Consider the following 22,305-nt stretch of genomic DNA (forward strand, 5'->3'; position numbering starts at 1 on the left):
GACGCAGACTCAACGAGGCTCAGGTGAAGCGGAACCAGCGCCGCGCGGCCAGCGCCGCCAGCGCGCCCCACACCGCCAAGACGATGACCCCGAACCAGTCCACCGACAGCGTCATCGCCTGCGACAGCGCCTCGGTGAGCGCGCCCGAGGGGGTGAGTCGGGCCGCCCACTTGACCGCCGTGGGGATCATCGAAGTTTCCAGGGTCAGCGCGCCGAGCCCGGCGAAGACGAACCACATCAGGTTGGCCACCGCGAGCACGATCTCGGCCCGCAGCGTCCCGCCGAGCAGCAGGCCGAGGGCGGTGAAGCCCGCGGTGCCCAGCGCAATGACCGCCGCGCCCAGCGCCAGCGCCGCGGGGGCGGGTCGCCAGCCGAGCGCAAACCCGATGGCGCCCAACAGGATTGCCTGCAGGAACACGACCGTGACCACCGCCAGCGACTTGCCGGCGATGATGCCCCACACCGGCAGCGGGGTGGCCCCGAGCCGCTTCAACGCCCCGTAGCGGCGGTCAAAGGCGACCGCGATCGCCTGCCCGGTGAACGCGGTCGAGATGACGGCCAGGGCCATGATGACGGGCGTGAACACCGCCGCGCGGTGCCGGCCGAATTCGCCGAACGGAAGCAGAGTCAGCCCGACCAGCAGGGTGATCGGGATGAACATGGTCAGCAGCAGTTGCTCGCCGTTGCGCAGCAGCAGCTTGAGCTCCAGGCCGAACTGCGCCGCGAGCATCCGCGACACCGGGCTGGGCCGCGGATCGGGGGTGAAAGTCCCAGCGGGAAAGGGGGATTCGCTCATGGTCGCAACTTCCTGCCGGTCAGGTCGAGGAAGACGTCCTCGAGGCTGCGTTGCTCGACGCGCATGTCGGTGGCCAGCACGTCGATGCGCGCGCACCACGCGGTGACGGTCGCCAGCACCTGCGGGTCGACCGGGCCCTCGACCAGGTACTCGCCCGGCGTCACCTCGCTGGCCTTGTACTCCTCGGGCAGGGCGGAGGTCAACAGGGACAGGTCCAGGCGGGGCGGCGCGGTGAACCGCAGCTGGTCCTTGGCGCCCGAGCGCATCAGTTCCGTCGGCGTGCCCGAGGCCACCGTCACGCCGTGGTCGATGATGACGATCCGGTCGGCGAGCTCCTCGGCCTCCTTGAGTTGGTGGGTGGTCAGCAGCACCGTCACGCCGTCGCGGCGCAGCGCGTCGATCAGTTCCCAGACCAGCAGCCGGGCGTGGGCGTCCATGCCCGCGGTGGGCTCGTCGAGGAACACCAGCTCGGGGCGCCCCACCAGCGCGCAGGCGAGCGCGAGCCGCTGCTGCTGCCCGCCGGACAGCCGCCGGTAGGTGGTGCGGGCGGCGTCGGTCAGCCCCAGGGTGTCCAGCAGCCACGCCGGGTCCAGCGGGTCGGCGGCGTAGGCCGCCACCAGGTCGAGCATCTCGCCCGCGCGGGCCGCGGGATAGCCGCCGCCGCCCTGCAGCATCACCCCGATGCGTGAGCGCAGGCGCGCGTTGTCGGCGATCGGGTCCAGGCCGAGCACCTCGATGGTGCCGGCGTCGGGGCGCACGAATCCCTCGCACATCTCGACCGTCGTGGTCTTGCCCGCGCCGTTGGGTCCGAGCAGGGCCAGCACCTCGGCGGCGCGCACGTCCAGATCGAGCTCGGAGACCGCGGTGGTTTGCCCGTATCGCTTGGTCACCCCGCGCAGCCGGACGACCGCGTCGGGGGCGTGGGGGGCCGAGGTCACGTGGAGTCAGCGTAGGCGTCGGGCGCGGCCTCGGAAGAAGGGGTGGCCCGTGGCGCCCCGGCGTCCGGCACGGTGTCGGGAACCGCCGGGGCCTCCGGTTCGCGCTGCCCGTTGGGCAGACGTCGCCACGGCAGGCGGGTGTAGGTGACGGCGATGAGCGCCAGCACGACGACGCTGCTGGCCAGCGTGGCGTCCACGATCTGGAACAGCGCGAAGCGGTCGCCGTTGGCCGTCGGGCCGAAGATCCCGACGATCAGGGTGATGAGGATCGCCGCCACCCGGAAGCCGGTGCGCGTCGCCCAGGCCGCCAGCGGGATGATCGCCCACAGCAGGTACCAGGGCTGCACGACGGGAAACAGCAGCACGGTGACGCCCAGCGCGACGCCCAGGCCGCCGATCGGGTGCAGCCGGCCGCGGAAGACCGCCACCAGCAGCCAGGCCACCATCACCGTGATGATCAGCACGCCGATGCCACGCGTGAGGCCCAGCACCGCGGTGGTGTGATCCCCCAGCCCCAGCAGGATGCCCACCTGCCCGGTGCCCAGGGCCAGCAGCGTCGGCGGCGACATCCAGCTGCGCACCACGTTGGCGGTGCCCAGCGTGTAGATCCAGCCGAACCCGAGCCCGCTGGCCCAGCCGACGAGCGCCATCACCGCCAGCGACAACGCCGTCATCGCGCCGCCCGCCAGCAGCAGCGCCCGCATGTTGCCGCCGCAGCGGTAGGCCAGCGCGACCGTGACGAACCCCAGTGCCAGCAGCGACGGCAGCTTCACCTGCGACGACAGCGTGATCAGGATGGCGCCGGCGAGCAGCATGCCCAACGGTCCCCAGTCCGGCCCGGGCCGCCACGACGCCGGCCACAGCCGCGGCGCCTCGATGCCGCGCAGCGCGAACTCGGCGCCGGCCAGCATCAGCCCGAGCATCAGCGCCTCGTTGTGGACGCCGGCGACCAGGTGCATGATCAGCAGCGGGTTGGCCGCCCCCAGCCACAGCGCGCTGACCTCGGCGACGCCGCAGCGCCGCGCCAGCCGCGGGGTGGCCCAAACGATCAGGCCGACGCCGATCAGCACCACGATCCGGTGACAGAGCACCGCGGCGACGATGTTTTCCCCGGTCAGGGCCGAGATTCCGCGGCCGATCCACAGGAACAACGGGCCGTAGGGCGCCGGCGTCTCCCGCCACAGGGTGGGCACGGACAGCGTGAACACGTGGGACAGGCCCAGCCCGGAGGCCGGGCCGACCCGGTAGGGGTCGAGGCCCTCCAGCGAGATCTGGCTCTGGGCCAGGTAGGAGTAGACGTCCTTGCTGTACATCGGCGGCGCGATGAGCAGCGGCAGCACCCACAAAAGCAGGGTGCGGTCCAGGTCGCCGCGCGACATGCGCCGATTGCCCAGCGCGAAGCGGCCGAGCATCAGCCAGGCCAGCGCCATCATGACCGCGCCGGTCGTCGTCATCGTCAGCGAGACGGTCTGGATGCGCGACGGGAGGTTGAGCAGCCGGACCCCGAAGGTGGGGTCCTGCACGACGGGGCGGGCGCCGGCCCCCAGCGCGCCGATCGCCATCACGACGGTTCCGGTCGCACCGAACAGCCGGGTGCGCTGCAGCGCGGTCAGCTCGGTATCGTTCAGCGGCGAACCCACCGCTTGCTCGTCGCCGTGCAGGCTGGCGATCGACGAGCTCAGCGTGTGCTGGCGGGCTGACATCTTCAGCAGCCTAGCCCCGACGACGAGGCGCGCCCCGGTGTGACCAGCGCAACGCCGGGACAGAGGGGACCCTTGCTAGACCGATCCCCGGAATTGCGTCACACTGGTGTTGTGAAAATCCGAACCAGCCTGGATGAGACGGTGGCGCCCGCCGCTGTCTCGGACGGTCACACGCGGCGCGCCATCGTGCGCCTGCTGCTGGAGTCCGGATCGATCACCGCCGTCGAGATCGGTGAGCGGCTGGGCCTGGCGCCCGCCGGTGTGCGGCGCCACCTGGACGCGCTGATCGAGGCGGGCGACGCCGAGTCGGCGCCGGCCGCGGCGTGGCAGCAGGTTGGCCGCGGGCGTCCCGCCAAGCGGTTCCGGCTGACCGCGGCCGGTCGGGCCAAGCTCGACCACGCCTACGACGACCTGGCCGCGGCGGCCATGCGCCAGCTGCGGGAGATCGGCGGCGAGGACGCCGTCCGCACGTTCGCCCGGCGCCGCATCGATGCGATTCTCGACGGCGTCCAGGCCGCGGACGGCCACGACGATGCCGCGGTCGAGGCGGCGGCCGAACGCGTGGCCGGCGCGCTGACCGAGGCCGGCTACGTGGCCACCACCACCCGGGTCGGCGGGCCGATCCACGGAGTGCAGATCTGCCAGCACCACTGCCCGGTGTCCCACGTCGCCGAGGAGTTTCCCGAGTTGTGTGAAGCCGAGCAGCAGGCCATGGCCGAGGTGCTCGGAACGCACGTGCAGCGGTTGGCGACCATCGTCAACGGAAACTGCGCCTGCACCACCCACGTACCACTGACTGTGCCTGTGGCGCAGCCTATTTCGAAGGCGCCCAGCCCGCGCCGCGACACCACGAGCACCGAAGGAGCGTCGTTATGACCCTAGAGGCCGACAAGGCCCCAGCCCCGCCGCTGACGCAGGAAGAGGCGATCGCCTCCCTGGGCCGGTACGGCTACGGCTGGGCGGACTCCGACGTCGCGGGCGCCAGCGCGCAGCGCGGGTTGTCCGAGGCGGTGGTGCGCGACATCTCCGCGAAGAAGAACGAGCCCGAGTGGATGCTGCAGACCAGGCTGAAGGCGCTGCGCATCTTCGAGCGCAAGCCGATGCCGAATTGGGGCTCCAACCTCGAGGGCATCGACTTCGACAACATCAAGTACTTCGTGCGCTCCACCGAAAAGCAGGCGGCGTCGTGGGAAGAGTTGCCAGAGGATATCCGTAATACCTACGACAGGCTCGGAATTCCCGAAGCAGAAAAGCAAAGATTGGTTGCTGGAGTAGCCGCACAATACGAAAGTGAAGTTGTTTACCACCAGATCAGAGAGGATTTAGAGGCTCAAGGCGTCATATTCTTAGACACTGATACTGGTTTGCGGGAGCATCCGGAAATATTCAAAGAGAATTTCGGATCAGTAATTCCGGCGGGCGATAATAAGTTTTCTGCATTGAATACTGCGGTGTGGAGTGGCGGTTCTTTTATTTACGTTCCGCCGGGTGTGCACGTCGACATCCCGCTGCAGGCCTACTTCCGGATCAACACGGAGAACATGGGCCAGTTCGAGCGGACGCTGATCATCGCCGACGAGGGCTCCTACGTCCACTACATCGAGGGCTGCCTGCCGGCCGGTGAGCTGATCACGACCGCCGGCGGCGACCTGCGACCCATCGAGTCGATCCGCGTCGGCGACTACGTCACCGGCCACGACGGGCGGCCGCACCGCGTCACCGCCGTGCAGATGCGCGACCTCAACGGTGAACTCTTCACCTTCACCCCGATGTCGCCCGCCAACGCGTTCTCCGTCACCGCCGAGCACCCGTTGCTCGTCGTCCCGCGCGACGAGGTCCGGGTGATGCGTAAGGAGCGCAACGGGTGGAAGGCGGAAGTCAACTCCGCCAAGCTCCGTGCCACCGACCCACGGTGGATCGCGGCCAAGGACGTGGCCGAGGGCGACTTCCTGATCTACCCCAAGCCGAAGCCCATCCCACACAAGACGGTCCTGCCGCTGGAGTTCGCGCGACTGGCCGGCTACTACCTCGCCGAGGGCCACGCGTGCCTCACCAACAAGTGTGAATCGCTGATCTTCTCCTTCCACAGCGACGAGTTCGAGTACGTCGAGGAGGTGCGGCAGGCGTGCAAGTCGCTGTATGAGACGCCGGGCTCGGTCCTCATCGAGAAGGACAAGCACTCGGCCCGCGTGACCGTGTACACCAAGGCCGGTTATGCGGCGATGCGCCAGCACGTCGGCTCGGGCTCGGCGAACAAGAAGCTGTCCGACACCCTCATGCGCCAGGACGAGACGTTCCTGCGCGAGCTCGTCGACGCCTACGTCAACGGCGACGGCAACGTCACCCGTCGTGGCGGCGCACTGTGGAAGCGCGCGCACACGACGTCGCGCGTGTGGGCCTTCCAGTTGCAGTCGATCCTGGCGCGGCTGGGCCACTACGCCACCGTCGAGCTGCGGCGGCCCGGCGGTCCCGGTGTCATCATGGGGCGCAACGTCGTTCGTCAGGACATCTACCAAGTGCAGTGGACCGAGGGCGGTCACGGACCTAAGCAGGCCCGCGACTGCGGCGACTACTTCGCGGTGCCGATCAAGAAGCGCGCCGTGCGCGAAGCGCACGAGCCGGTCTACAACCTCGATGTCGAGGAACCGGACAGCTACCTGGCCTACGGCTTCGCGGTCCACAACTGCACCGCGCCGATCTACAAGTCGGACTCGCTGCACTCCGCGGTCGTCGAGATCATCGTGAAACCTCATGCGCGCGTTCGTTACACCACGATCCAGAACTGGTCGGGCAACGTCTACAACCTGGTCACCAAGCGCGCCCGCGCCGAGGCCGGCGCCACCATGGAGTGGGTCGACGGCAACATCGGCTCGAAGGTGACCATGAAGTACCCGGCGGTCTGGATGACCGGCGAGCACGCCAAGGGCGAGGTGCTGTCGGTGGCGTTCGCCGGCGAGGACCAGCACCAGGACACCGGCGCCAAGATGCTGCACCTGGCACCCAACACGTCGAGCAACATCGTGTCCAAGTCGGTTGCCCGCGGCGGCGGCCGCACCTCCTACCGCGGCCTGGTCCAGGTCAACAAGGGCGCGCACGGCTCCAAGTCGAGTGTGAAATGCGATGCGCTGCTGGTCGATACGGTCAGCCGCAGCGACACCTACCCCTACGTCGACATCCGCGAGGACGACGTCACCATGGGCCACGAAGCCACCGTGTCCAAGGTCAGCGAGAACCAGCTGTTCTACCTGATGAGCCGCGGCCTGACCGAGGACGAGGCGATGGCCATGGTGGTGCGCGGCTTCGTCGAGCCGATCGCCAAAGAGCTGCCGATGGAGTACGCGCTGGAGCTCAACCGGCTGATCGAGCTGCAGATGGAGGGCGCGGTCGGATGACCGCCATCTTGAACAAGGGAGAGCTGTTCTCTTCCTTCGATGTTGACGCGTTCGAGGTTCCGCACGGCCGCGACGAGCTCTGGCGGTTCACCCCGCTGCGCCGGCTGCGCGGCCTGCACGACGGGTCCGCCAAAGCCACCGGCAAGGCGCACATCGACGTCAGCGAACACCCCGGCGTGCGGACCGAGACGGTCCGCCGCGGCGACGAACGGCTCGGCGACGGCGGCGTCCCCGCCGACCGGGTTGCCGCCCAGGCGTTCTCGTCGTTCAACACCGCCACGGTGGTCACCGTCGGCCGCGACACGCAGGTCGCCGAGCCGATCAACATCACCGTCACCGGGCCCGGCCAGGGCGCAACCGCCTACGGGCACCTGCAGATCCGCGTCGAGGAGCTCGGCGAGGCGGTGGTCGTCATCGACCAGCGGGGCGGCGGAACCTACGCCGACAACGTCGAATTCGTCGTCGCCGACGCCGCCCGGCTGACCGTCGTGTGGATCGCCGACTGGGACGACGACATGGTCCACGTGTCCGCGCACCACGCCAGGCTGGGCAAAGACGCGGTGCTGCGGCACGTCACCGTCACGCTCGGCGGCGAGGTGGTGCGGCTGGCCGCCAACGTGCGCTACTCGGCCGCCGGCGGCGACGCCGAGCTGCTGGGCCTGTACTTCGCCGACGACGGCCAGCACCTAGAGTCGCGGCTGCTGGTCGACCACGCCCGGCCCGACTGCAAGTCGAACGTGCTGTACAAGGGTGCGCTGCAAGGGGATCCGGACTCCGCGCTGCCCGACGCGCACACCGTCTGGGTGGGTGACGTGCTGATCCGCGCCGACGCCACCGGCACCGACACGTTCGAGGTGAACCGCAACCTGGTGCTCACCGACGGGGCGCGCGCCGACTCGGTGCCCAACCTGGAGATCGAGACCGGCGAGATCGTCGGCGCCGGGCACGCCAGCGCCACCGGGCGTTTCGACGACGAGCAACTGTTCTACCTGCGCTCCCGCGGCATCCCGGAAGAGCAGGCCCGCAGGCTGGTGATCCGCGGCTTCTTCGGCGAGATCATCTCCAAGATCGCGGTGCCCGAGGTTCGGGAACGCCTCACCGCAGCCATCGAACACGAACTGGAAATCACGGAAAAGACTGCCACTTCATGACCACTCTGGAAATCAAAGACCTGCACGTCAGCGTCGAGAACCCCAACGCCGCCGAATCCGAACGCGAGATTCCCATCCTCAACGGCGTCAACCTGACCGTGAAATCCGGTGAGACGCATGCGCTGATGGGCCCGAACGGGTCCGGCAAGTCGACGTTGTCCTACGCCGTCGCCGGCCACCCCAAATACCGGGTGACGTCCGGGTCGATCACGCTGGACGGCGAGGACGTGCTGGCGATGAGCGTGGACGAGCGCGCGCGGGCCGGCATCTTCCTGGCCATGCAGTACCCGGTCGAAGTGCCCGGCGTCTCGGTGTCGAACTTCCTGCGCTCGGCGGCCACCGCGGTGCGCGGCGAGGCGCCGAAGCTGCGCCACTGGGTCAAGGAGTTCAAGGCGGCGATGACGTCGCTCGAGATCGACCCCGCCTTCGCCGAGCGCAACGTCAACGAGGGGTTCTCCGGCGGCGAGAAGAAGCGCCACGAGATCCTGCAGCTGGAGCTGCTCAAGCCGAAGATCGCCATCCTCGACGAGACCGACTCGGGGCTCGACGTCGACGCGCTGCGGGTGGTCAGCGAGGGCGTGAATCGCTACGCGCAAACCGAGCACGGCGGCATCCTGCTGATCACTCACTACACCCGAATCCTGCGCTACATCCACCCGGAATTCGTGCACGTGTTCGTGGGTGGGCGCATCGCCGAATCCGGCGGGTCGGAGCTCGCCGACGAGCTCGAGCAGAACGGCTACGTGCGCTTCACGCAAGCCAATGGCGGCGACCCGCAGCGCCCGGCTTCGCCGCGCTCGCGATCGCCGCAGGCGGCCGCGGGGGCGTAAGCATGACCGCGTCACGACTGGACCTCGCCGCGATCCGCGCCGATTTCCCCATTCTCAAGCGGGTGATGCGCGGCGGAAACCAGTTGGCGTACCTGGACTCCGGTGCGACGGCGCAGCGCCCGCTGCAGGTGCTCGACGCCGAGCGGGACTTCCTCACCACGTCCAACGGCGGCGTGCACCGCGGCGCGCACCAGCTGATGGAGGAGGCCACCGACGCCTACGAACAGGGCCGCGCCGACATCGCCGCCTTCGTGGGCGCCGATCCCGACGAATTGGTGTTCACCAAGAACGCAACCGAGGCGCTCAACCTTGTGTCCTACGCGCTGGGCGACGACCGTTTCGGTCGATCGGTGCGCGAGGGCGACGCGATCGTCGTCACCGAGCTCGAGCACCACGCCAACCTGGTCCCGTGGCAGGAGCTGTCCCGCCGCACCGGCGCCACGCTGCGCTGGTACGGCGTCACCGACGACGGCCGCATCGACCTGGACTCGCTGCGACTCGACGAGCGAGTCAAAGTCGTTGCGTTCAGCCACCATTCCAACGTCACCGGGGCGCTGGCTCCGGTGGGCGAACTGGTCGCCCGCGCCAAGGCCGTCGGCGCGCTGACCGTCCTGGACGCCTGCCAGTCCGTGCCGCACCGGCCGGTCGACTTCCACGCCCTCGACGTCGATTTCGCCGCGTTCTCCGGGCACAAGATGCTGGGCCCCAACGGGATCGGCGTGCTGTATGGCCGCGGCGAGCTGCTCGACGAGATGCCCCCGTTCCTCACCGGCGGCTCGATGATCGAGACGGTGACCATGGAGGCCAGCACCTACGCGGCCCCGCCCCAGCGGTTCGAGGCCGGCACCCCGATGACCTCCCAGGTGGTCGGGTTGGCCGCGGCCGCACGCTATCTCAACAACATCGGGATGGACGCGGTCGAGGCCCACGAACGCGAACTCGTCGCCGCCACGCTTGACGGCCTGTCCGGCATCGAAGGCGTGCGCATCCTCGGGCCCACGTCGACGGAAAACCGCGGCTCGCCGGTGTCGTTCGTCGTCGACGGCGTGCACGCGCACGACGTCGGGCAGGTGCTCGACGACGACGGCGTCGCGGTCCGGGTCGGGCACCACTGCGCGCTGCCGCTGCACCGCCGGTTCGGTTTGGCCGCCACGGCGCGGGCGTCGTTCGCTGTCTACAACACCGCCGACGAGGTCGAGCGGCTGGTCGCCGGCGTGCGCCGCGCACTGGATTTCTTTGGGAGAGACTGACGTTGCGCCTCGAACAGATCTATCAGGACGTGATCCTCGATCACTACAAGCACCCGCAGCACCGGGGGCTGCGGGAGCCGTTCGGCGCCGAGGTCTTCCACGTCAACCCGGTCTGCGGTGACGAGGTCACCCTGCGGGTCGCGTTGTCCGACGACGGCGAGACCATCACCGATGTCTCCTACGACGGGCAGGGCTGTTCGATCAGCCAGGCCTCGACGTCGGTGCTGACCCAGCAGGTGATCGGCCGCACCCTCGGCGAGGCGCTCAAGACGATCACCGCGTTCACCGAGATGGTGTCCTCGCGCGGCACCGTCGAGGGGGACGAGGACGTGCTGGGCGACGGGGTGGCGTTCGCCGGGGTCGCCAAGTACCCGGCGCGGGTGAAATGCGCGTTGCTGGGGTGGATGGCGTGCAAGGACGCCCTGGCCCGGGCGGCGGAAAGAGACGGCTTCAAGGAGGTCAGCTGATGAGCGAAACCACTGCGCGGGACGAGGAATTCCTCGCCGACGTCGAGGAGGCGATGCGCGACGTCGTCGACCCCGAACTGGGCATCAACGTCGTCGATCTCGGATTGGTCTACGGCCTCAACGTCGAAGAGGGCGACGAGGGCACCGTCGCCTTGATCGACATGACGTTGACCTCGCCGGCCTGCCCGCTGACCGACGTCATCGAGGACCAGTCGCGCAGTGCGCTCGTCGGCGCCGGCCTGGTGGACGAGCTGCGGATCAACTGGGTGTGGAACCCGCCGTGGGGCCCGGACAAGATCACCGAGGACGGCCGCGAGCAGCTGCGCGCCCTCGGCTTCACCGTCTGACCTGACGCGCTCAGGGCCTCCGTCCCCTTAGTGATGGTGGAACGGAATGTGGATGGGCAGGTGGGGCAGGTGGGGGTGCGGGCGCCCCATCGGCGGGCACGCCTGCAGGGCGATCGTCACCGCTTGCAGCGCGCCGTCGGTGTTCGTTCCCTGGGCCCCCATGCATTTGCCGTTCCCGATCGCGTCCGAGCTCGAAGGCGTCTGCTTGTTGTAGGTGGTCGAGTCGGTGACGGTGACGTTGGTGGGCGTCGGTTGGGGACCGAGGCCGCTGACGGCGATGGTGTTGCCCGACACCGAATTGACCAACCCGTAGAAACCGGCCGGCGGCGGGCACTTCCCGTCGGCCGCCGGTGTGACCGTCACGGCTTGCGCGGTGATCGCGGCGGGGGGAGGAGCGCTCTGCGGGGTGGCACGTACGTTGACGCAACTGCCCTCGGTGACGTCGGTGAGCTTGGCCGGCGTCTGCTCGACCACCCTGGTCTGCGGCGAGAAGTCCACCGTGGCCGACCCGGTGCGCGTCCTGAGCTGGATGGTGCCGCCCGATACCGATTGGACCATGCCCTCGACGTAGTCCTTCGGAACGTTGGGTGGCGGCGGGGGGGCCGGTGGGGGCGCGGCACCGGGTGCCGGGCTGGGCGGGACCGCCGTGACCGCCGGCTTTCCGCCGTTGCCGTTGTTGGTCGCGCCGTCCGAGTGGCACATGGCGACGCTCAACGCGAGCGCGGCGATGACGGCGACCAGCGCGATTTGGGCCAGTCGCGGCTTGAGCGTCCGGGCAGGCATCGACGCGCTCCGATCGTGAACTTCAGATTTTGAGTCTGGATACCCGCTCGGAGCGAGATTTCACGAATCAGTAGCGGGGATCACCCGCCCTGGCCGTGCGGCCCCTTGCCCGGGCACTTGCCGTCCTGGGCCGCGCGCAGCTTGATGGTCGTCGCCTGCAGCGCGCCGCCGTTGTCCTGGGTGCCGCTCGCCGTGACGCACTTGCCCTGCGCGATGGCGTCCGGCGTCGCGGTGACCAGCTTGGTGTACTGCGTCTTGTCGTCGACCGTCACCGGCGTCTGGGTGGTGTTGCCGCGGTCATCGGTGCCCGCGACAGTGATCGTGTTGCCCGTCACCGAGGCGACCGAGCCCCGCAGCGGCTTGGGCTTCGGGGGCGCGGGCGCCGGCGAGCTCGACGGCGGTGTGCTGGAACCCGGCTGGTTCTCCTTGGGCTTCGGGCAGGTGCCGTTGACCGAGGGGCTGACGCGGACGGAGACCGCGGTGACCGGCTGCCCGGCCTGGGCCTCCTGCGTGGGCCGCACGGTCACACAGCTGCCGTTCGTGACGTCACTCAGTGTCGCCGGAGACACCTCGGTGATCTTGGTCGTCGAGGTGAAGTTCACCGTGGCGTTGGAGTTGTCCTCCTTGGTGACCTGGATCGAGTTGCCCGCCACCGACGCGATCAGTCCGCTGACCTTGGCCTCGCCCTGGGCGGGCGCCTGCGAGGTGGCCGTCGAGGTCACCGTCGACGTCGACGTGGACGTCGACGTCTGATTCGCCTGATTCGACGAACCGCAGGCGGCGACGGACAACGCGGTCGCGCCGGTGACGGCGAGGATGGCGAGCCGGGTGAGCCGAGGAGTGAGACAGCTGGCGGGCATCTACGTTTCCCCCAATCGTGAGTTGGACCACGAAAAGGTGTACCCGATGTTGCTGTGTTTGACCTGTGCGTGTCAGAACGCGTCTTCGGAGACGCGCATGATGTCGCCATCGAGGGATTCGATGACCCGGCGCTGCGCGGTGAGCCGGGGCAGCATGTTCTTGGCGAAGAACGTCGCGGTCGCGATCTTGCCCCGATAGAAGTGCCGGTCGTCGGCCGACGCGTCGGCCAGCGCGGCGTGGGCAATGCCGGCCTGCACCAGCAACCGCCAGCCGATCAGCAGGTCGCCGACGGCGAGCAGGTAGCGCACCGACCCCAGCCCCACCTTGTAGATCTCCGTCGGGTGCTGCGCGGCCGACATCAGGTACCCGGTCAGCGCGCCCGTCATCGCCGTGACGGCGTCGAGCGCGGTCTGCATCAGCTCGGCCTGCGGTCGCAGCGCCTCGTCGCAGGCGTCGAGGGTCTCGCTGATTTGCGCCGTCAGGAACTGCAGCGCCCGGCCGCGGTCGCGAACGATCTTGCGGAAGAAGAAGTCCAGCGCCTGGATGGCGGTGGTGCCCTCGTAGAGCGAATCGATCTTGGAATCGCGGATGTACTGCTCGATGGGATAGTCGACGAGGAAGCCCGAGCCGCCCAGCGTCTGCAGCGACTCGGTGAGGACCTCGTAGGCCCGCTCCGAGCTCACCCCCTTCACGATCGGCAACAACAGATCGTCGATGCGGTGCGCGAGGTCGGGGTCGGCACCCGAAACCCGTTGCGCCACATCGGGATCCTGGTGCGCGGCAGCGTACATGTACAGCGCGCGCAGCCCCTCGGCGTACGCCTTCTGGGTCATCAGGCTGCGACGCACGTCCGGGTGGTGGATGATCGTGACCCGCGGCGCGGTCTTGTCCGCCATCTGGGTGAGGTCGGCGCCCTGCACCCGCTCCCTGGCGAACGCCAGCGCGTTCAGGTAGCCCGTGGACAGGGTGCCGGCGGCCTTCACGCCGATCGTCATGCGCGCCTGCTCGATGATGGTGAACATCTGCGCGATCCCGTTGTGCACGTCGCCGACCAGGTAGCCGACGGCGGGCACGTCGCCGTCGCCGAAGGTCAGTTCGCACGTCGGCGAGGACTTGATGCCCATCTTGTGTTCCAGCCCGGTGGCGAAAACCCCGTTGCGGGAACCGAGTTCGAACGTCTCGGGGTCGAACAGGTACTTGGGCACATAGAACAGGCTCAGTCCCTTGGTGCCCGGGCCGGCGCCCTCCGGCCGGGCCAGCACCAGGTGGAAGATGTTCTCGGTGGTGTCGCCCACGTCGCCGCCGGAGATGAACCGCTTGACGCCCTCGATGTGCCAGGTGCCGTCGGGTTGTGCGATGGCCTTGGCGCGGCCGGCCCCGACGTCGGATCCCGCATCGGGCTCGGTGAGGACCATGGTGGCCTGCCAGCCGCGTTCCACACCGATTGCCGCCCAGCGCTTTTGCTGCTCATTGCCCTCTTCGTACAGCGCCTGCGCCATGAACGGGCCGAAGTTGAAGAAGCTCGCCGACGGGTTGGCGCAGAGGATCATTTCGGTGACCGCCCAGGTCAGCGGGGGCGGCGCGGGCATGCCGCCGATCTCCTCGGCGAGGCCCAGTCGCCACCACCCGGCGTCCTTGATCGCCCGCACCGTGGCGGCCAATTCGCCTGGGACGCTGAGCGTATGCTCAGCCGGGTCGAAGACCGGCGGGTTGCGGTCGGCGGCGGCGAAGGATTCGGCGACCGGGCCCTCGGCCAGGCGGGCCGCCTCGGCCAGGATCGTCCGGACGGTGTCCTCATCGAGGTCGCCGTAGCGCCCGCTGCCCAGGACGGCGCCGATGTCGAGGACGTCGAACAGGTTGAACTCGAGATCACGGACGTTAGCGATGTAGTGGCCCAACGCAATTCCCTCCGCCCGACTGCTCAGCGCTAAGTCTGTCGGACGGGGGAAAACGTACGCAACCGTAGGTAGGGCTGGACCTGGGCTAGATCACGCCGGACGTGCCCCTGGTGCCGAACAAGATTCCGGCATTGCCGCCGGCGCCGTTGGTGCCGCCGATTCCGCCCTTGCCGCCGTTGCCGCCGTTGCCGACGAGGAAGGAATTGCCGCCGTTGCCGCCGTTGCCGTTCGACCCGCCGTTGCCGCCGTCCCCGCCGTTGCCGTAGAAGAGCCCGGCGGCGCCGCCGTCGCCGGCATTTCCGAGCGATTGAGTGAACCCGCCCGCGCCGCCGTTGCCGACCAGCCACGCCCGGCCACCGGCGCCGCCGCCGAAGAACCCGGTGCCGCCGGCACCGCCGTTGCCGTACAGCAGCCCGCCGTTGCCGCCGGCGCCGCCGACCGCGGCGGCGCCGCTGGCGCCGCCCGTGCCACCGGCGCCGAAGAGCCCCGCGTCGCCGCCCCGGCCGCCGTTCTGGCCCGCGAGCGTGCCGGCGCCGCCCGCGCCCCCGTTGCCGAACAGGATGCCGCCGGATTCGCCGGCCTGGCCGGGTCCGCCGTTGTTGCCGTTGCCGATCAGGGGCCGGCCGATGAGCAGCCGGGTGGGCGTGTTGATCACGTCGAACAACGGCTTCAAGGGGTTGGTGCCGGCGGCCTCGGTGAGGGCGTACGCCTGCGCGCCGCCGACCAAGGCTTGGACGAACCGGTCGTGAAAAGCCGCGGCCTCGGCGCTCAGCGTCTGATAGCTCTGGGCGTGCGCGCCGAACACCGCGGCGATGGCGCCCGACACCTCGTCGGCCCCCGCGGCCGCCACGGCGGTCGTCTGGGCCGCCGCCGCGGAATTGACCTCGCTAATTGTCGAGCCGATGCGCGCCAGATTCCCGGCCGCCCCCGACAGCGACTCCATATCGGCGACTAAAAATGACATCCCGCACCTCCGGTGAAGCGTCAGCGATGGCAAAATCCTATCGCTATTCCCGCAGCTGTGGGAGCGCAATCGTCGGCCGGAACCGCGACGAATTTAGTTGCCCACGTACATATTTCACGATGTGTTCAATATGCACGGTTGATATTTCGGGACGAGATTTGAGATTTCCGTGAATTCGGCCGGTGGCAAATTCGATAAGCGCCCCCGGGCGACCGCGGCGCGAAAAGCCGGGCGACCGCGCCCGGCGGGACGTACGCTCGGGCGGAAGTGACTACCCAAGACCTGACCAACGAGAACTTCAAGCGGACCGTCTACGGCAACGACAACGTGCTCGTCTACTTCTGGGCGCCGCTCTGCGCGCCGTGCGACGTGTTCGCCCCCACCTACGACGCGTCGTCGGACAAACACCCCGACATCGTCCACGGCAAGGTCAACTACGACACCGAGCGTGACCTGGTCGGCGCCGCCCAGGTGGCGTTGCTGCCCACGCTCATGGCCTTCCGGAAGGGCAAGCTGGTGTTCAAGCAGGCCGGCATCGCCAACCCCTCGGTCATGGACGACCTGGTGCGCCACCTGCGGGCCTACCGCGTCGACCCGGCCGAGATCCGGCGCGGCCTGATCTGAGCTCCCGGCGGGAACATCGCGCCGTCCGCCGACGTTGGGCCGAATGTGACAACACGTGATCTCACTGCCGAGCAGTTCAACGAAACCATCGAGGGCAACGACATCGTGCTCGTCGACTTCTGGGCCTCCTGGTGTGGTCCGTGCCGCCAGTTCGCGCCGACGTTCGCCGCGTCGTCGGAAAAGCACCCCGACATCGTCTTCGCCAAGGTCGACACCGAAGCCGAGCAACAGCTCGCGGCCGCGGCCCAGATCCAGTCCATCCCGACGTTGATGGCGTTCAAGAAGGGCAAGCTGCTGTTCAACCAGGCCGGCGCGCTGCCGCCGGCGGCCCTGGAGGACCTGGTCCAGCAAATCAAGGACTTCGACGTCGACGCTGCGGTGCAGGCCGAGCAGGCCTGATCAGACCAGCTGCCGCTGGTCGTCGCGCAGTGGCATCACCGCGCGGCCCTCGGCGACGCGGACGTAGATGGATTTGAGCGTTTCGATGTAGCGCGCGACCGACTCGCGGGCGACCGGGTTGTCGGGGAAGAACACCATCGCGTGCGTCTCCTTCTCGTACCGATTCACCCGCAGGTCGAATCGGGCCGGAACGCCGCCGTCGTGGTGGATCTTGATGTTCGACCCGCCCCACTCCGACTTCACGATGGTGGACAGGGGCGGGCTGCTGGCGTCGAGGTGGAAGAGCAGCGGAACGCGTCCCAGCGGCATCCGCAGCCACGGCGCCAGCTCCAGCACCCGATGGAACGGCACGTTGGCCAGCGCCTTGCCCGAGTCGAACGACTGTTGCGCGACGCGGGCGGTGTCACCGAACGACGACGGGTCGACGGGGATGGTGATCGGGACGAAGCCGGTGAACCACCCGATCGTCAGGAACTCCGCCCGGCTGCTGCGGGTGTCACACGCGACGAGCCCGTGATACGTTGCGGCGCCGGTCAACTCGTATTGCGCCAGGGCGGCGCAGGCGAACACGCCGCCGCTGAAGCGGGCGCCGGCGGCCAGGCAGGCGGATTCGAAGGCGGCCGTCTGGCGCTCGTCCATCACCCGGACGAACATCAGCTGACACGGCCCCGACCCGTCGCCCAGCGACACCGGACAGTCCGGCAGGGTGCCGTCGTTGCGCTCGAAGAAGTCGACCCAGGCGCGCACCTGCGGGGAGTCCAGGGTCAGGGCGGAGCTGTACTCGTGCTGGCGGAGGCAGTAGTCCGCGTAGCTGCCCGCGGCCGGCAGGGACGGTGGCGCACCGCCGGCGAGCAACGACGTGTACATCAGATACAGCTCCAGGCGGATCGCACCGAGGAACTGCGCGTCGATGTAGAGATGGTCGATGCTGAAGCAGAAGGTGAAATGGTCCGCGCGCTGAATGATGGCGAAGCGGAAGCAGTCCCACTGCAGCGGGCTCGGTGTCGTGCTGATGTGCTCCCGGATATCGGCCGGGGCCATCTCGCCGCGGTTGACCGGAACCAGCCGGATGTCGGTGGGCTCGGCCACGGTGTGCCGGACGATGCGGTCGCCGTCGGCAAACTCGAACCAGCTGTGATACGTGTCGTGGCGCTGCAGGTGCGTGTTGATGACGTACGTCAGCGCCCGGACATCGCACCGGCCCGGCATGTCCCAGCTGCCGATGCACAGCCGCGACATGTCGAGGCCGCGGTCCGCGTGGTCGCGAAAGTTGCGCAGGTGCCGGGCCTGCTGATGGCTGGCCGGCACGGCGCTCGCCGGGGCCCGCCGGACCTTGGCGAGCGAGTCGGGTGAGGGTTGCCAGCACACCACCGAGCCGCGGTCCGGCACCCATTCGTCGATGGATCCGAACGCGTCTTCTGCCGGTATGAACACATTCCCTCCCTACCTGTCTCACTGACCGGACACAGGGGACTCACAAGACTCGGGTTCGCTCTGTCGCGGCTTTGCCCAACGGCGCACCTACCTCCATTGAGTCAAATCCGTTGCGGTACAGCACATTCGGCGCCAGTGCTCCGGCTTCCGTCGTTCGCGCGGCTAACCAAGACGTCTCGCCGGGCCGTTTGCTGACACGTGCCCAACGGTCGCTTAAGATAGCAGATCAAACCAGTTCCGGTGGGGGTATTTCGCCGACATTTAACGTTCGCGTCGCATGCGCCCGTCCGGGGGCCCCGATCCCGGTAGAGTCCCGCCCATGTGGGGCACCGTTCTCGCGTTGGCGCTGGTCGCGGGGGTGGATCCGGGGCGGATCGCGATCGCGCTGCTGGTGTTTTCGCGTCGGCGCCCCGTCCTGCACCTGGTGGCGCTGTGGCTCGGCGGGATCGCCGTCGGCGTCGCCCTGGGCGTCGGCGCGCTGCTGGGGCTGCACGACGTCGCCCTCCGGGCGATGCACCGGCTGGAAATCGCCACCGCCGGCCCCGCCGCGGGGCAGATCCAGGTCGCGGCGGGCGTGTTGGCGCTGGTCGTTGCCGTGGCGATCGCGACCGGGGTCGCCGCGCGCCGACCTTCGGTGACGCCGGCCGGCGACCCCGCCCCGGCCCCGGCAGGCGGGTTCTCGCGGGTGTCCACGCGCGCGCTGGGCGCGCTGCAAGCCGGCCCGCCCTGGCTGACGTTTGTGGCCGGCGTCGTGATCACGACCGACTTCCGCTACCTGGGGGCGCTCGCGGTGATCCTGGCCTCCGGCGCCGCCCTGGGCAGCCAGGTGGGCGCGGCCGCGGCGTACACGCTCGTCGGGCTGGCGTTCGCCGAGGTCCCGCTCGTCTGCCACCTGGCCGCGCCCGCCCGGACCCGCGCGCTGATGTCGCGTATGCACGACTGGGTGCGGGCCCGCCGGCGGGCGGTTCTCGGGGTCGTCGTGGCCGCGCTGGGGGTTTTCCTGCTGACCAGCGGCATGGGGCACGTCTGAGCCCGTCGCGCACGCGTTAGGTTGCACGGGTGAGTTTGGTACTGGTGGAGCAACCGCGGCCGGGCGTCGCGCTGATAACCCTCAATCGGCCCGAGCGGATGAATTCCATGGCGTTCGACGTCATGGTGCCGCTCAAGGAGGCCCTCGAGCAGGTCACCTACGACAACGCCGTGCGGGTCGTCGTGCTGACCGGGGCGGGCCGGGGGTTCTCCTCGGGCGCCGACCACAAGTCCGCGGGCACCGTGCCCCACATCGACAGCCTGACCCGCCCGACCTACGCGCTGCGCTCGATGGAAGTGCTCGACGACGTGATCCTGGCGCTGCGGCGGCTGCACCAGCCGGTGATCGCCGCCGTCAACGGCCCCGCCATCGGCGGCGGCCTGTGCCTGGCGCTGGCCGCCGACATCCGGGTGGCCTCGACCAGCGCGTACTTTCGGGCCGCCGGCATCAACAACGGGCTGACCGCCAGCGAGCTGGGCCTTTCCTACCTGCTGCCCCGGGCCATCGGATCGTCGCGCGCCTTCGAGATCATGCTGACCGGCCGCGACGTCACCGCCGAGGAGGCGGAGCGCATCGGGCTGGTGTCGTGCCAGGTGCCGGAGGGGCAGTTGCTGGACACCTGCTATGCGATCGCCGCACGCATCGCGGCCTTCTCGCGGCCGGGAATCGAGTTGACCAAGCGCACACTGTGGAGTGGACTGGACGCCGGTAGCCTGGAGGGGCACATGCAAGCCGAAGGCCTGGGACAGCTCTTCGTCCGCCTACTCACCGCCAACTTCGAAGAAGCAGTTGCCGCGCGCGCGGAGAAGAGGCCGCCGGTGTTCACCGACGACAAGTAACAACGCAGGGAGCGGATCGTGATCACGGCCACGGACCTCGAGGTCCGCGCTGGAGCGCGCATTCTGCTCTCGCCCGACGGCCCGGACCTGCGGGTGCAGCCCGGCGACCGCATCGGGCTGGTCGGGCGCAACGGCGCCGGCAAGACCACGACGCTGCGCATCCTGGCCGGCGAGACCGAGCCGTACGCCGGGTCGATCGTGCGCGCCGGCGAAATCGGTTATCTCCCACAGGATCCCAAAGAAGGCGACCTCGACGTGCTGGCCCGCGACCGGGTGCTCTCGGCGCGCGGGCTCGACGTCCTGCTCACCGACCTGGAAAAGCAGCAGGCGTTGATGGCCGAGGTCGCCGACGACGACGCGCGCGACCGCGCGATCCGCCGCTACGGGCAGCTGGAGGAGCGGTTCGTGGCGCTGGGCGGGTACGGCGCCGAAAGCGAGGCCGGCCGGATCTGCGCGAGCCTGGGCCTGCCGGAACGGGTGCTGACGCAGCAGCTGCGCACGCTGTCCGGCGGCCAGCGCCGCCGCGTGGAGCTGTCGCGCATCCTGTTTGCCGCGTCGGACTCCGGCGCGGGATCGTCGACCACCTTGCTGCTCGACGAGCCCACCAACCACCTCGACGCGGATTCGCTTGGCTGGCTGCGCGATTTCCTGCGGGCGCACACCGGCGGGCTGGTGCTGATCAGCCACAACGTCGAGCTGCTCGCCGACGTCGTCAACCGGGTGTGGTTCCTGGACGCGGTGCGCGGCGAGGTCGACGTCTACAACATGGGCTGGCAGAAGTACCTGGACGCCCGCGCCACCGACGAGCAGCGTCGGCGCCGGGAACGCGCCAACGCCGAACGCAAGGCCGCCGCGCTGCGCACCCAGGCCGCCAAGCTCGGCGCCAAGGCCACCAAAGCCGTTGCGGCCCAGAACATGTTGCGTCGCGCCGACCGGATGATGGCCGCACTCGACGAGGAGCGGGTCGCCGACAAGGTGGCCCGGATCAAGTTCCCCACCCCGGCCGCCTGCGGGCGCACGCCGCTGGTCGCCAAGGGGCTTTCCAAGTCGTACGGTTCGCTCGAGGTGTTCAGCGGCGTCGACCTGGCCATCGACCGCGGCTCGCGGGTGGTGGTGCTGGGTCTCAACGGCGCCGGCAAGACCACGCTGCTGCGGTTGCTGGCCGGCGTCGAAAGCCCCGACAGCGGGGCGCTGGAACCCGGACACGGTTTGCGGATCGGCTATTTCGCGCAGGAGCACGACACGCTCGACGCCGACGCGACCGTCTGGGAGAACATCCGGCACGCCGCGCCGGAGTCCGGCGAACAGGAGCTGCGAGGCCTGTTGGGCGCCTTCATGTTCAGCGGGGCGCAGCTCGACCAGCCGGCGGGAACCCTGTCGGGCGGCGAGAAGACCCGGCTCGCGCTGGCCGGCCTGGTGGCCTCCACGGCCAACGTCCTGCTGCTCGACGAGCCGACCAACAACCTCGACCCGGCGTCACGCGAACAGGTGCTCGACGCGCTGCGCAGCTATCACGGCGCGGTGGTGCTGGTGACCCACGACCCGGGAGCCGCCGAGGCTCTCGACCCGCAACGCGTCGTGCTGTTGCCCGACGGCACCGAGGACTATTGGTCCGACGAGTACCGGGATCTCATCGAGCTGGCGTAACAGCGCAGCGATTTCGGCCAAACCCGCCCGCGACCGGCACGGCGTTCCTACGCTATGTGCTGGGGATCGAGTCCGGGCGGGGGAGGGACATTGGGGACGTCGAAGAGCGCGGCGAAAAAGCCGAAGAAGACGCGCGACCAACTGCTGCGTGAGTTACGCAACGCGTACGAGGCCGGCGCCAGCATCCGCACTCTGGTGGCCAGCACCGGCAAGTCGTACGGATCGGTTCACAGCATGCTGCTCGAGTCCGGCACCACGCTGCGCGGTCGCGGCGGCCCCAACCACACGTCTGGGCGGCCACAGTCCGCGCGAGCGTAGCGTCACTGCGAAAGTTCGTCCCCTTATTCGCAGTGGCGCTACGCCCGCCGTCCAAATCAGTTGCGGCGCACCGACTTTTCCACGAGATCCAGCACGGCCGACAGCCTTTCGGGGTCCTCGCCCGAGGCCAGCCGGGCCACCAGGCCGTCGAGCACCAGTTCCAGGTAGCACTGCAAGACGTCGCCGGGCACGTCGTCGCGGACCCGCTGCGCCTCCTTCTGGCGGCGCAGCCGATCCGTAGTCGCCGCCGCCAGTTCGGCCGAGCGTTCCGCCCAGCCGCGGCTGAACACGGGGTCGTTGCGCAGTTTGCGCGCGATCTCCAACCGGGTGGCCAGCCAGTCGAACTGGTCGGGCGCGGCGAGCATGTCGCGCATCACCTGGATGAGGCCCTCGCGGGACGCCACGTCGGCCATCCGCTCGGCGTCCTCGTGCGCCAGCGCGAAGAACAGCGCGTCCTTGTCCCGGAAGTGGTGGAAGATCGCGCCGCGCGACAGGCCGACCGCCGTTTCCAGCCGGCGCACCGTCGCCCTGTCGTAGCCGTATTCGGCGAAGCACCGGCGGGCGCCGTCGAGGATCTGACGGCGCCGGGCCGCCAGATGATCCTCGCTGACTCGTGGCATGGCCGCGGCCCGTC

The 22,305-nt window shown here is 69.2% G+C and carries 21 protein-coding genes and 1 pseudogene; 13 read left to right on the forward strand and 9 right to left on the reverse strand.

Annotated elements, in window-relative coordinates; genetic code table 11:
* Positions 1-19: 19 nt before the first annotated feature.
* From AC5Y4Z_RS01615 to mptB, 3 genes are read right to left on the reverse strand one after another with little or no spacing between them, the layout of a single operon-like run.
* Positions 20-796 carry an ABC transporter permease gene (locus tag AC5Y4Z_RS01615; protein WP_499960479.1) on the reverse strand — a complete coding sequence of 259 codons (777 nt, stop codon included), beginning with the start codon at positions 794-796 and terminating at the stop codon, positions 20-22.
* Positions 793-1,734 (reverse strand): ABC transporter ATP-binding protein, encoded by a 942-nt coding sequence (locus AC5Y4Z_RS01620; RefSeq protein WP_499960480.1) that lies wholly within the window; start codon positions 1,732-1,734, stop codon positions 793-795. Before AC5Y4Z_RS01620 ends, AC5Y4Z_RS01615 begins: the two co-directional genes overlap by 4 nt.
* Positions 1,731-3,437 carry a polyprenol phosphomannose-dependent alpha 1,6 mannosyltransferase MptB gene (mptB, locus tag AC5Y4Z_RS01625; protein WP_499960481.1) on the reverse strand — a complete coding sequence of 569 codons (1,707 nt, stop codon included), beginning with the start codon at positions 3,435-3,437 and terminating at the stop codon, positions 1,731-1,733. Before mptB ends, AC5Y4Z_RS01620 begins: the two co-directional genes overlap by 4 nt.
* Positions 3,438-3,476: 39 nt before the next feature.
* On the opposite strand from mptB, the gene AC5Y4Z_RS01630 reads away from it, so the two are divergent.
* The 7 genes and pseudogenes from AC5Y4Z_RS01630 to AC5Y4Z_RS01660 all read left to right on the forward strand — a co-directional run bounded on the left by AC5Y4Z_RS01630 (position 3,477) and on the right by AC5Y4Z_RS01660 (position 10,874).
* On the forward strand, positions 3,477-4,313 hold the full coding sequence (locus tag AC5Y4Z_RS01630; protein WP_499960482.1) for a helix-turn-helix transcriptional regulator: 837 nt from the start codon (positions 3,477-3,479) through the stop codon (positions 4,311-4,313).
* On the forward strand, positions 4,310-6,829 hold the full coding sequence (gene sufB, locus AC5Y4Z_RS01635) for an intein-containing Fe-S cluster assembly protein SufB (RefSeq protein WP_499960483.1): 2,520 nt from the start codon (positions 4,310-4,312) through the stop codon (positions 6,827-6,829). Before AC5Y4Z_RS01630 ends, sufB begins: the two co-directional genes overlap by 4 nt.
* Positions 6,826-7,980, forward strand: a complete 1,155-nt coding sequence (gene sufD, locus AC5Y4Z_RS01640) for a Fe-S cluster assembly protein SufD (RefSeq protein WP_499960484.1) — start codon at positions 6,826-6,828, stop codon at positions 7,978-7,980. Before sufB ends, sufD begins: the two co-directional genes overlap by 4 nt.
* The gene (gene sufC / locus AC5Y4Z_RS01645; protein WP_499960485.1) at positions 7,977-8,810 is read left to right on the forward strand and encodes a Fe-S cluster assembly ATPase SufC; all 834 of its coding nucleotides are present in this window, start codon (positions 7,977-7,979) and stop codon (positions 8,808-8,810) included. The genes sufD and sufC overlap by 4 nt, the downstream gene beginning before the upstream one ends.
* A gap of 2 nt (positions 8,811-8,812) precedes the next feature.
* Positions 8,813-10,060: a cysteine desulfurase gene (locus AC5Y4Z_RS01650; RefSeq protein WP_499960486.1), complete on the forward strand. Its 1,248-nt coding sequence runs from the start codon at positions 8,813-8,815 to the stop codon at positions 10,058-10,060.
* A pseudogene (gene sufU, locus AC5Y4Z_RS01655) lies at positions 10,057-10,549 on the forward strand (Fe-S cluster assembly sulfur transfer protein SufU); the annotation flags it as partial. The gene AC5Y4Z_RS01650 and the pseudogene sufU, both read left to right, overlap by 4 nt.
* Complete coding sequence (locus AC5Y4Z_RS01660) at positions 10,527-10,874, forward strand: metal-sulfur cluster assembly factor (RefSeq protein ID WP_499960488.1); 348 nt, start codon at positions 10,527-10,529, stop codon at positions 10,872-10,874. The pseudogene sufU and the gene AC5Y4Z_RS01660, both read left to right, overlap by 23 nt.
* A 27-nt stretch (positions 10,875-10,901) precedes the next feature.
* On the opposite strand, the gene AC5Y4Z_RS01665 is transcribed toward AC5Y4Z_RS01660, so the two are convergent.
* The 4 genes from AC5Y4Z_RS01665 to AC5Y4Z_RS01680 all read right to left on the reverse strand — a co-directional run bounded on the left by AC5Y4Z_RS01665 (position 10,902) and on the right by AC5Y4Z_RS01680 (position 15,380).
* The gene (locus tag AC5Y4Z_RS01665; protein ID WP_499960489.1) at positions 10,902-11,657 is read right to left on the reverse strand and encodes a DUF5666 domain-containing protein; all 756 of its coding nucleotides are present in this window, start codon (positions 11,655-11,657) and stop codon (positions 10,902-10,904) included.
* An 80-nt stretch (positions 11,658-11,737) separates the two neighbouring features.
* The gene (locus AC5Y4Z_RS01670; protein ID WP_499960490.1) at positions 11,738-12,517 is read right to left on the reverse strand and encodes a DUF5666 domain-containing protein; all 780 of its coding nucleotides are present in this window, start codon (positions 12,515-12,517) and stop codon (positions 11,738-11,740) included.
* Between the two features lie 72 nt (positions 12,518-12,589).
* Entirely contained in the window at positions 12,590-14,416 is a 1,827-nt protein-coding gene (locus AC5Y4Z_RS01675; protein WP_499960491.1) for an acyl-CoA dehydrogenase, read from the reverse strand.
* A gap of 85 nt (positions 14,417-14,501) precedes the next feature.
* Entirely contained in the window at positions 14,502-15,380 is an 879-nt protein-coding gene (locus AC5Y4Z_RS01680; RefSeq protein ID WP_499960492.1) for a PE family protein, read from the reverse strand.
* A 267-nt stretch (positions 15,381-15,647) separates the two neighbouring features.
* Here AC5Y4Z_RS01680 and AC5Y4Z_RS01685 point away from each other — a divergent pair, with 267 nt between their 5' ends.
* Together AC5Y4Z_RS01685 and trxA are read left to right on the forward strand one after the other, a co-directional pair.
* A complete protein-coding gene (locus AC5Y4Z_RS01685; RefSeq protein ID WP_499960493.1) occupies positions 15,648-16,004 on the forward strand; it encodes a thioredoxin family protein in 357 nt (118 codons plus the stop codon).
* A 45-nt stretch (positions 16,005-16,049) separates the two neighbouring features.
* The gene (trxA, locus tag AC5Y4Z_RS01690) at positions 16,050-16,403 is read left to right on the forward strand and encodes a thioredoxin (protein WP_499960494.1); all 354 of its coding nucleotides are present in this window, start codon (positions 16,050-16,052) and stop codon (positions 16,401-16,403) included.
* Here the strand turns inward: trxA and AC5Y4Z_RS01695 are convergent, their stop codons facing one another.
* The gene (locus AC5Y4Z_RS01695) at positions 16,404-17,837 is read right to left on the reverse strand and encodes a condensation domain-containing protein (RefSeq protein WP_499960495.1); all 1,434 of its coding nucleotides are present in this window, start codon (positions 17,835-17,837) and stop codon (positions 16,404-16,406) included.
* 319 nt (positions 17,838-18,156) lie between these two features.
* Between AC5Y4Z_RS01695 and AC5Y4Z_RS01700 the strand changes: the two genes are divergently transcribed.
* The 4 genes from AC5Y4Z_RS01700 (at position 18,157) to AC5Y4Z_RS01715 (ending at position 21,671) form a co-directional block, all read left to right on the forward strand.
* Positions 18,157-18,867 (forward strand): GAP family protein, encoded by a 711-nt coding sequence (locus tag AC5Y4Z_RS01700; RefSeq protein ID WP_499960497.1) that lies wholly within the window; start codon positions 18,157-18,159, stop codon positions 18,865-18,867.
* A gap of 29 nt (positions 18,868-18,896) precedes the next feature.
* Positions 18,897-19,706: an enoyl-CoA hydratase gene (locus tag AC5Y4Z_RS01705; RefSeq protein WP_499960498.1), complete on the forward strand. Its 810-nt coding sequence runs from the start codon at positions 18,897-18,899 to the stop codon at positions 19,704-19,706.
* Between the two features lie 18 nt (positions 19,707-19,724).
* A complete protein-coding gene (locus tag AC5Y4Z_RS01710) occupies positions 19,725-21,353 on the forward strand; it encodes an ABC-F family ATP-binding cassette domain-containing protein (RefSeq protein ID WP_499960499.1) in 1,629 nt (542 codons plus the stop codon).
* Between the two features lie 90 nt (positions 21,354-21,443).
* Positions 21,444-21,671 carry a helix-turn-helix domain-containing protein gene (locus AC5Y4Z_RS01715; protein WP_499960500.1) on the forward strand — a complete coding sequence of 76 codons (228 nt, stop codon included), beginning with the start codon at positions 21,444-21,446 and terminating at the stop codon, positions 21,669-21,671.
* A gap of 56 nt (positions 21,672-21,727) precedes the next feature.
* On the opposite strand, the gene AC5Y4Z_RS01720 is transcribed toward AC5Y4Z_RS01715, so the two are convergent.
* Entirely contained in the window at positions 21,728-22,291 is a 564-nt protein-coding gene (locus AC5Y4Z_RS01720) for a TetR/AcrR family transcriptional regulator (RefSeq protein WP_499960501.1), read from the reverse strand.
* Positions 22,292-22,305: the final 14 nt, after the last annotated feature.

The sequence above is a fragment of the Mycobacterium sp. NGS63 genome (assembly GCF_059812295.1).

Coding starts and splice junctions, on each gene's coding strand:
- AC5Y4Z_RS01615 (WP_499960479.1), bottom strand. CDS start 796: ATGAGCGAATCCCCCTTTCCCGCTGGGACTTTCACCCCCGATCCGCGG.
- mptB (WP_499960481.1), bottom strand. CDS start 3,437: ATGTCAGCCCGCCAGCACACGCTGAGCTCGTCGATCGCCAGCCTGCAC.
- sufB (WP_499960483.1), top strand. CDS start 4,310: ATGACCCTAGAGGCCGACAAGGCCCCAGCCCCGCCGCTGACGCAGGAA.
- sufD (WP_499960484.1), top strand. CDS start 6,826: ATGACCGCCATCTTGAACAAGGGAGAGCTGTTCTCTTCCTTCGATGTT.
- sufC (WP_499960485.1), top strand. CDS start 7,977: ATGACCACTCTGGAAATCAAAGACCTGCACGTCAGCGTCGAGAACCCC.
- AC5Y4Z_RS01650 (WP_499960486.1), top strand. CDS start 8,813: ATGACCGCGTCACGACTGGACCTCGCCGCGATCCGCGCCGATTTCCCC.
- AC5Y4Z_RS01660 (WP_499960488.1), top strand. CDS start 10,527: ATGAGCGAAACCACTGCGCGGGACGAGGAATTCCTCGCCGACGTCGAG.
- AC5Y4Z_RS01665 (WP_499960489.1), bottom strand. CDS start 11,657: ATGCCTGCCCGGACGCTCAAGCCGCGACTGGCCCAAATCGCGCTGGTC.
- AC5Y4Z_RS01670 (WP_499960490.1), bottom strand. CDS start 12,517: ATGCCCGCCAGCTGTCTCACTCCTCGGCTCACCCGGCTCGCCATCCTC.
- AC5Y4Z_RS01680 (WP_499960492.1), bottom strand. CDS start 15,380: ATGTCATTTTTAGTCGCCGATATGGAGTCGCTGTCGGGGGCGGCCGGG.
- AC5Y4Z_RS01700 (WP_499960497.1), top strand. CDS start 18,157: ATGTGGGGCACCGTTCTCGCGTTGGCGCTGGTCGCGGGGGTGGATCCG.
- AC5Y4Z_RS01720 (WP_499960501.1), bottom strand. CDS start 22,291: ATGCCACGAGTCAGCGAGGATCATCTGGCGGCCCGGCGCCGTCAGATC.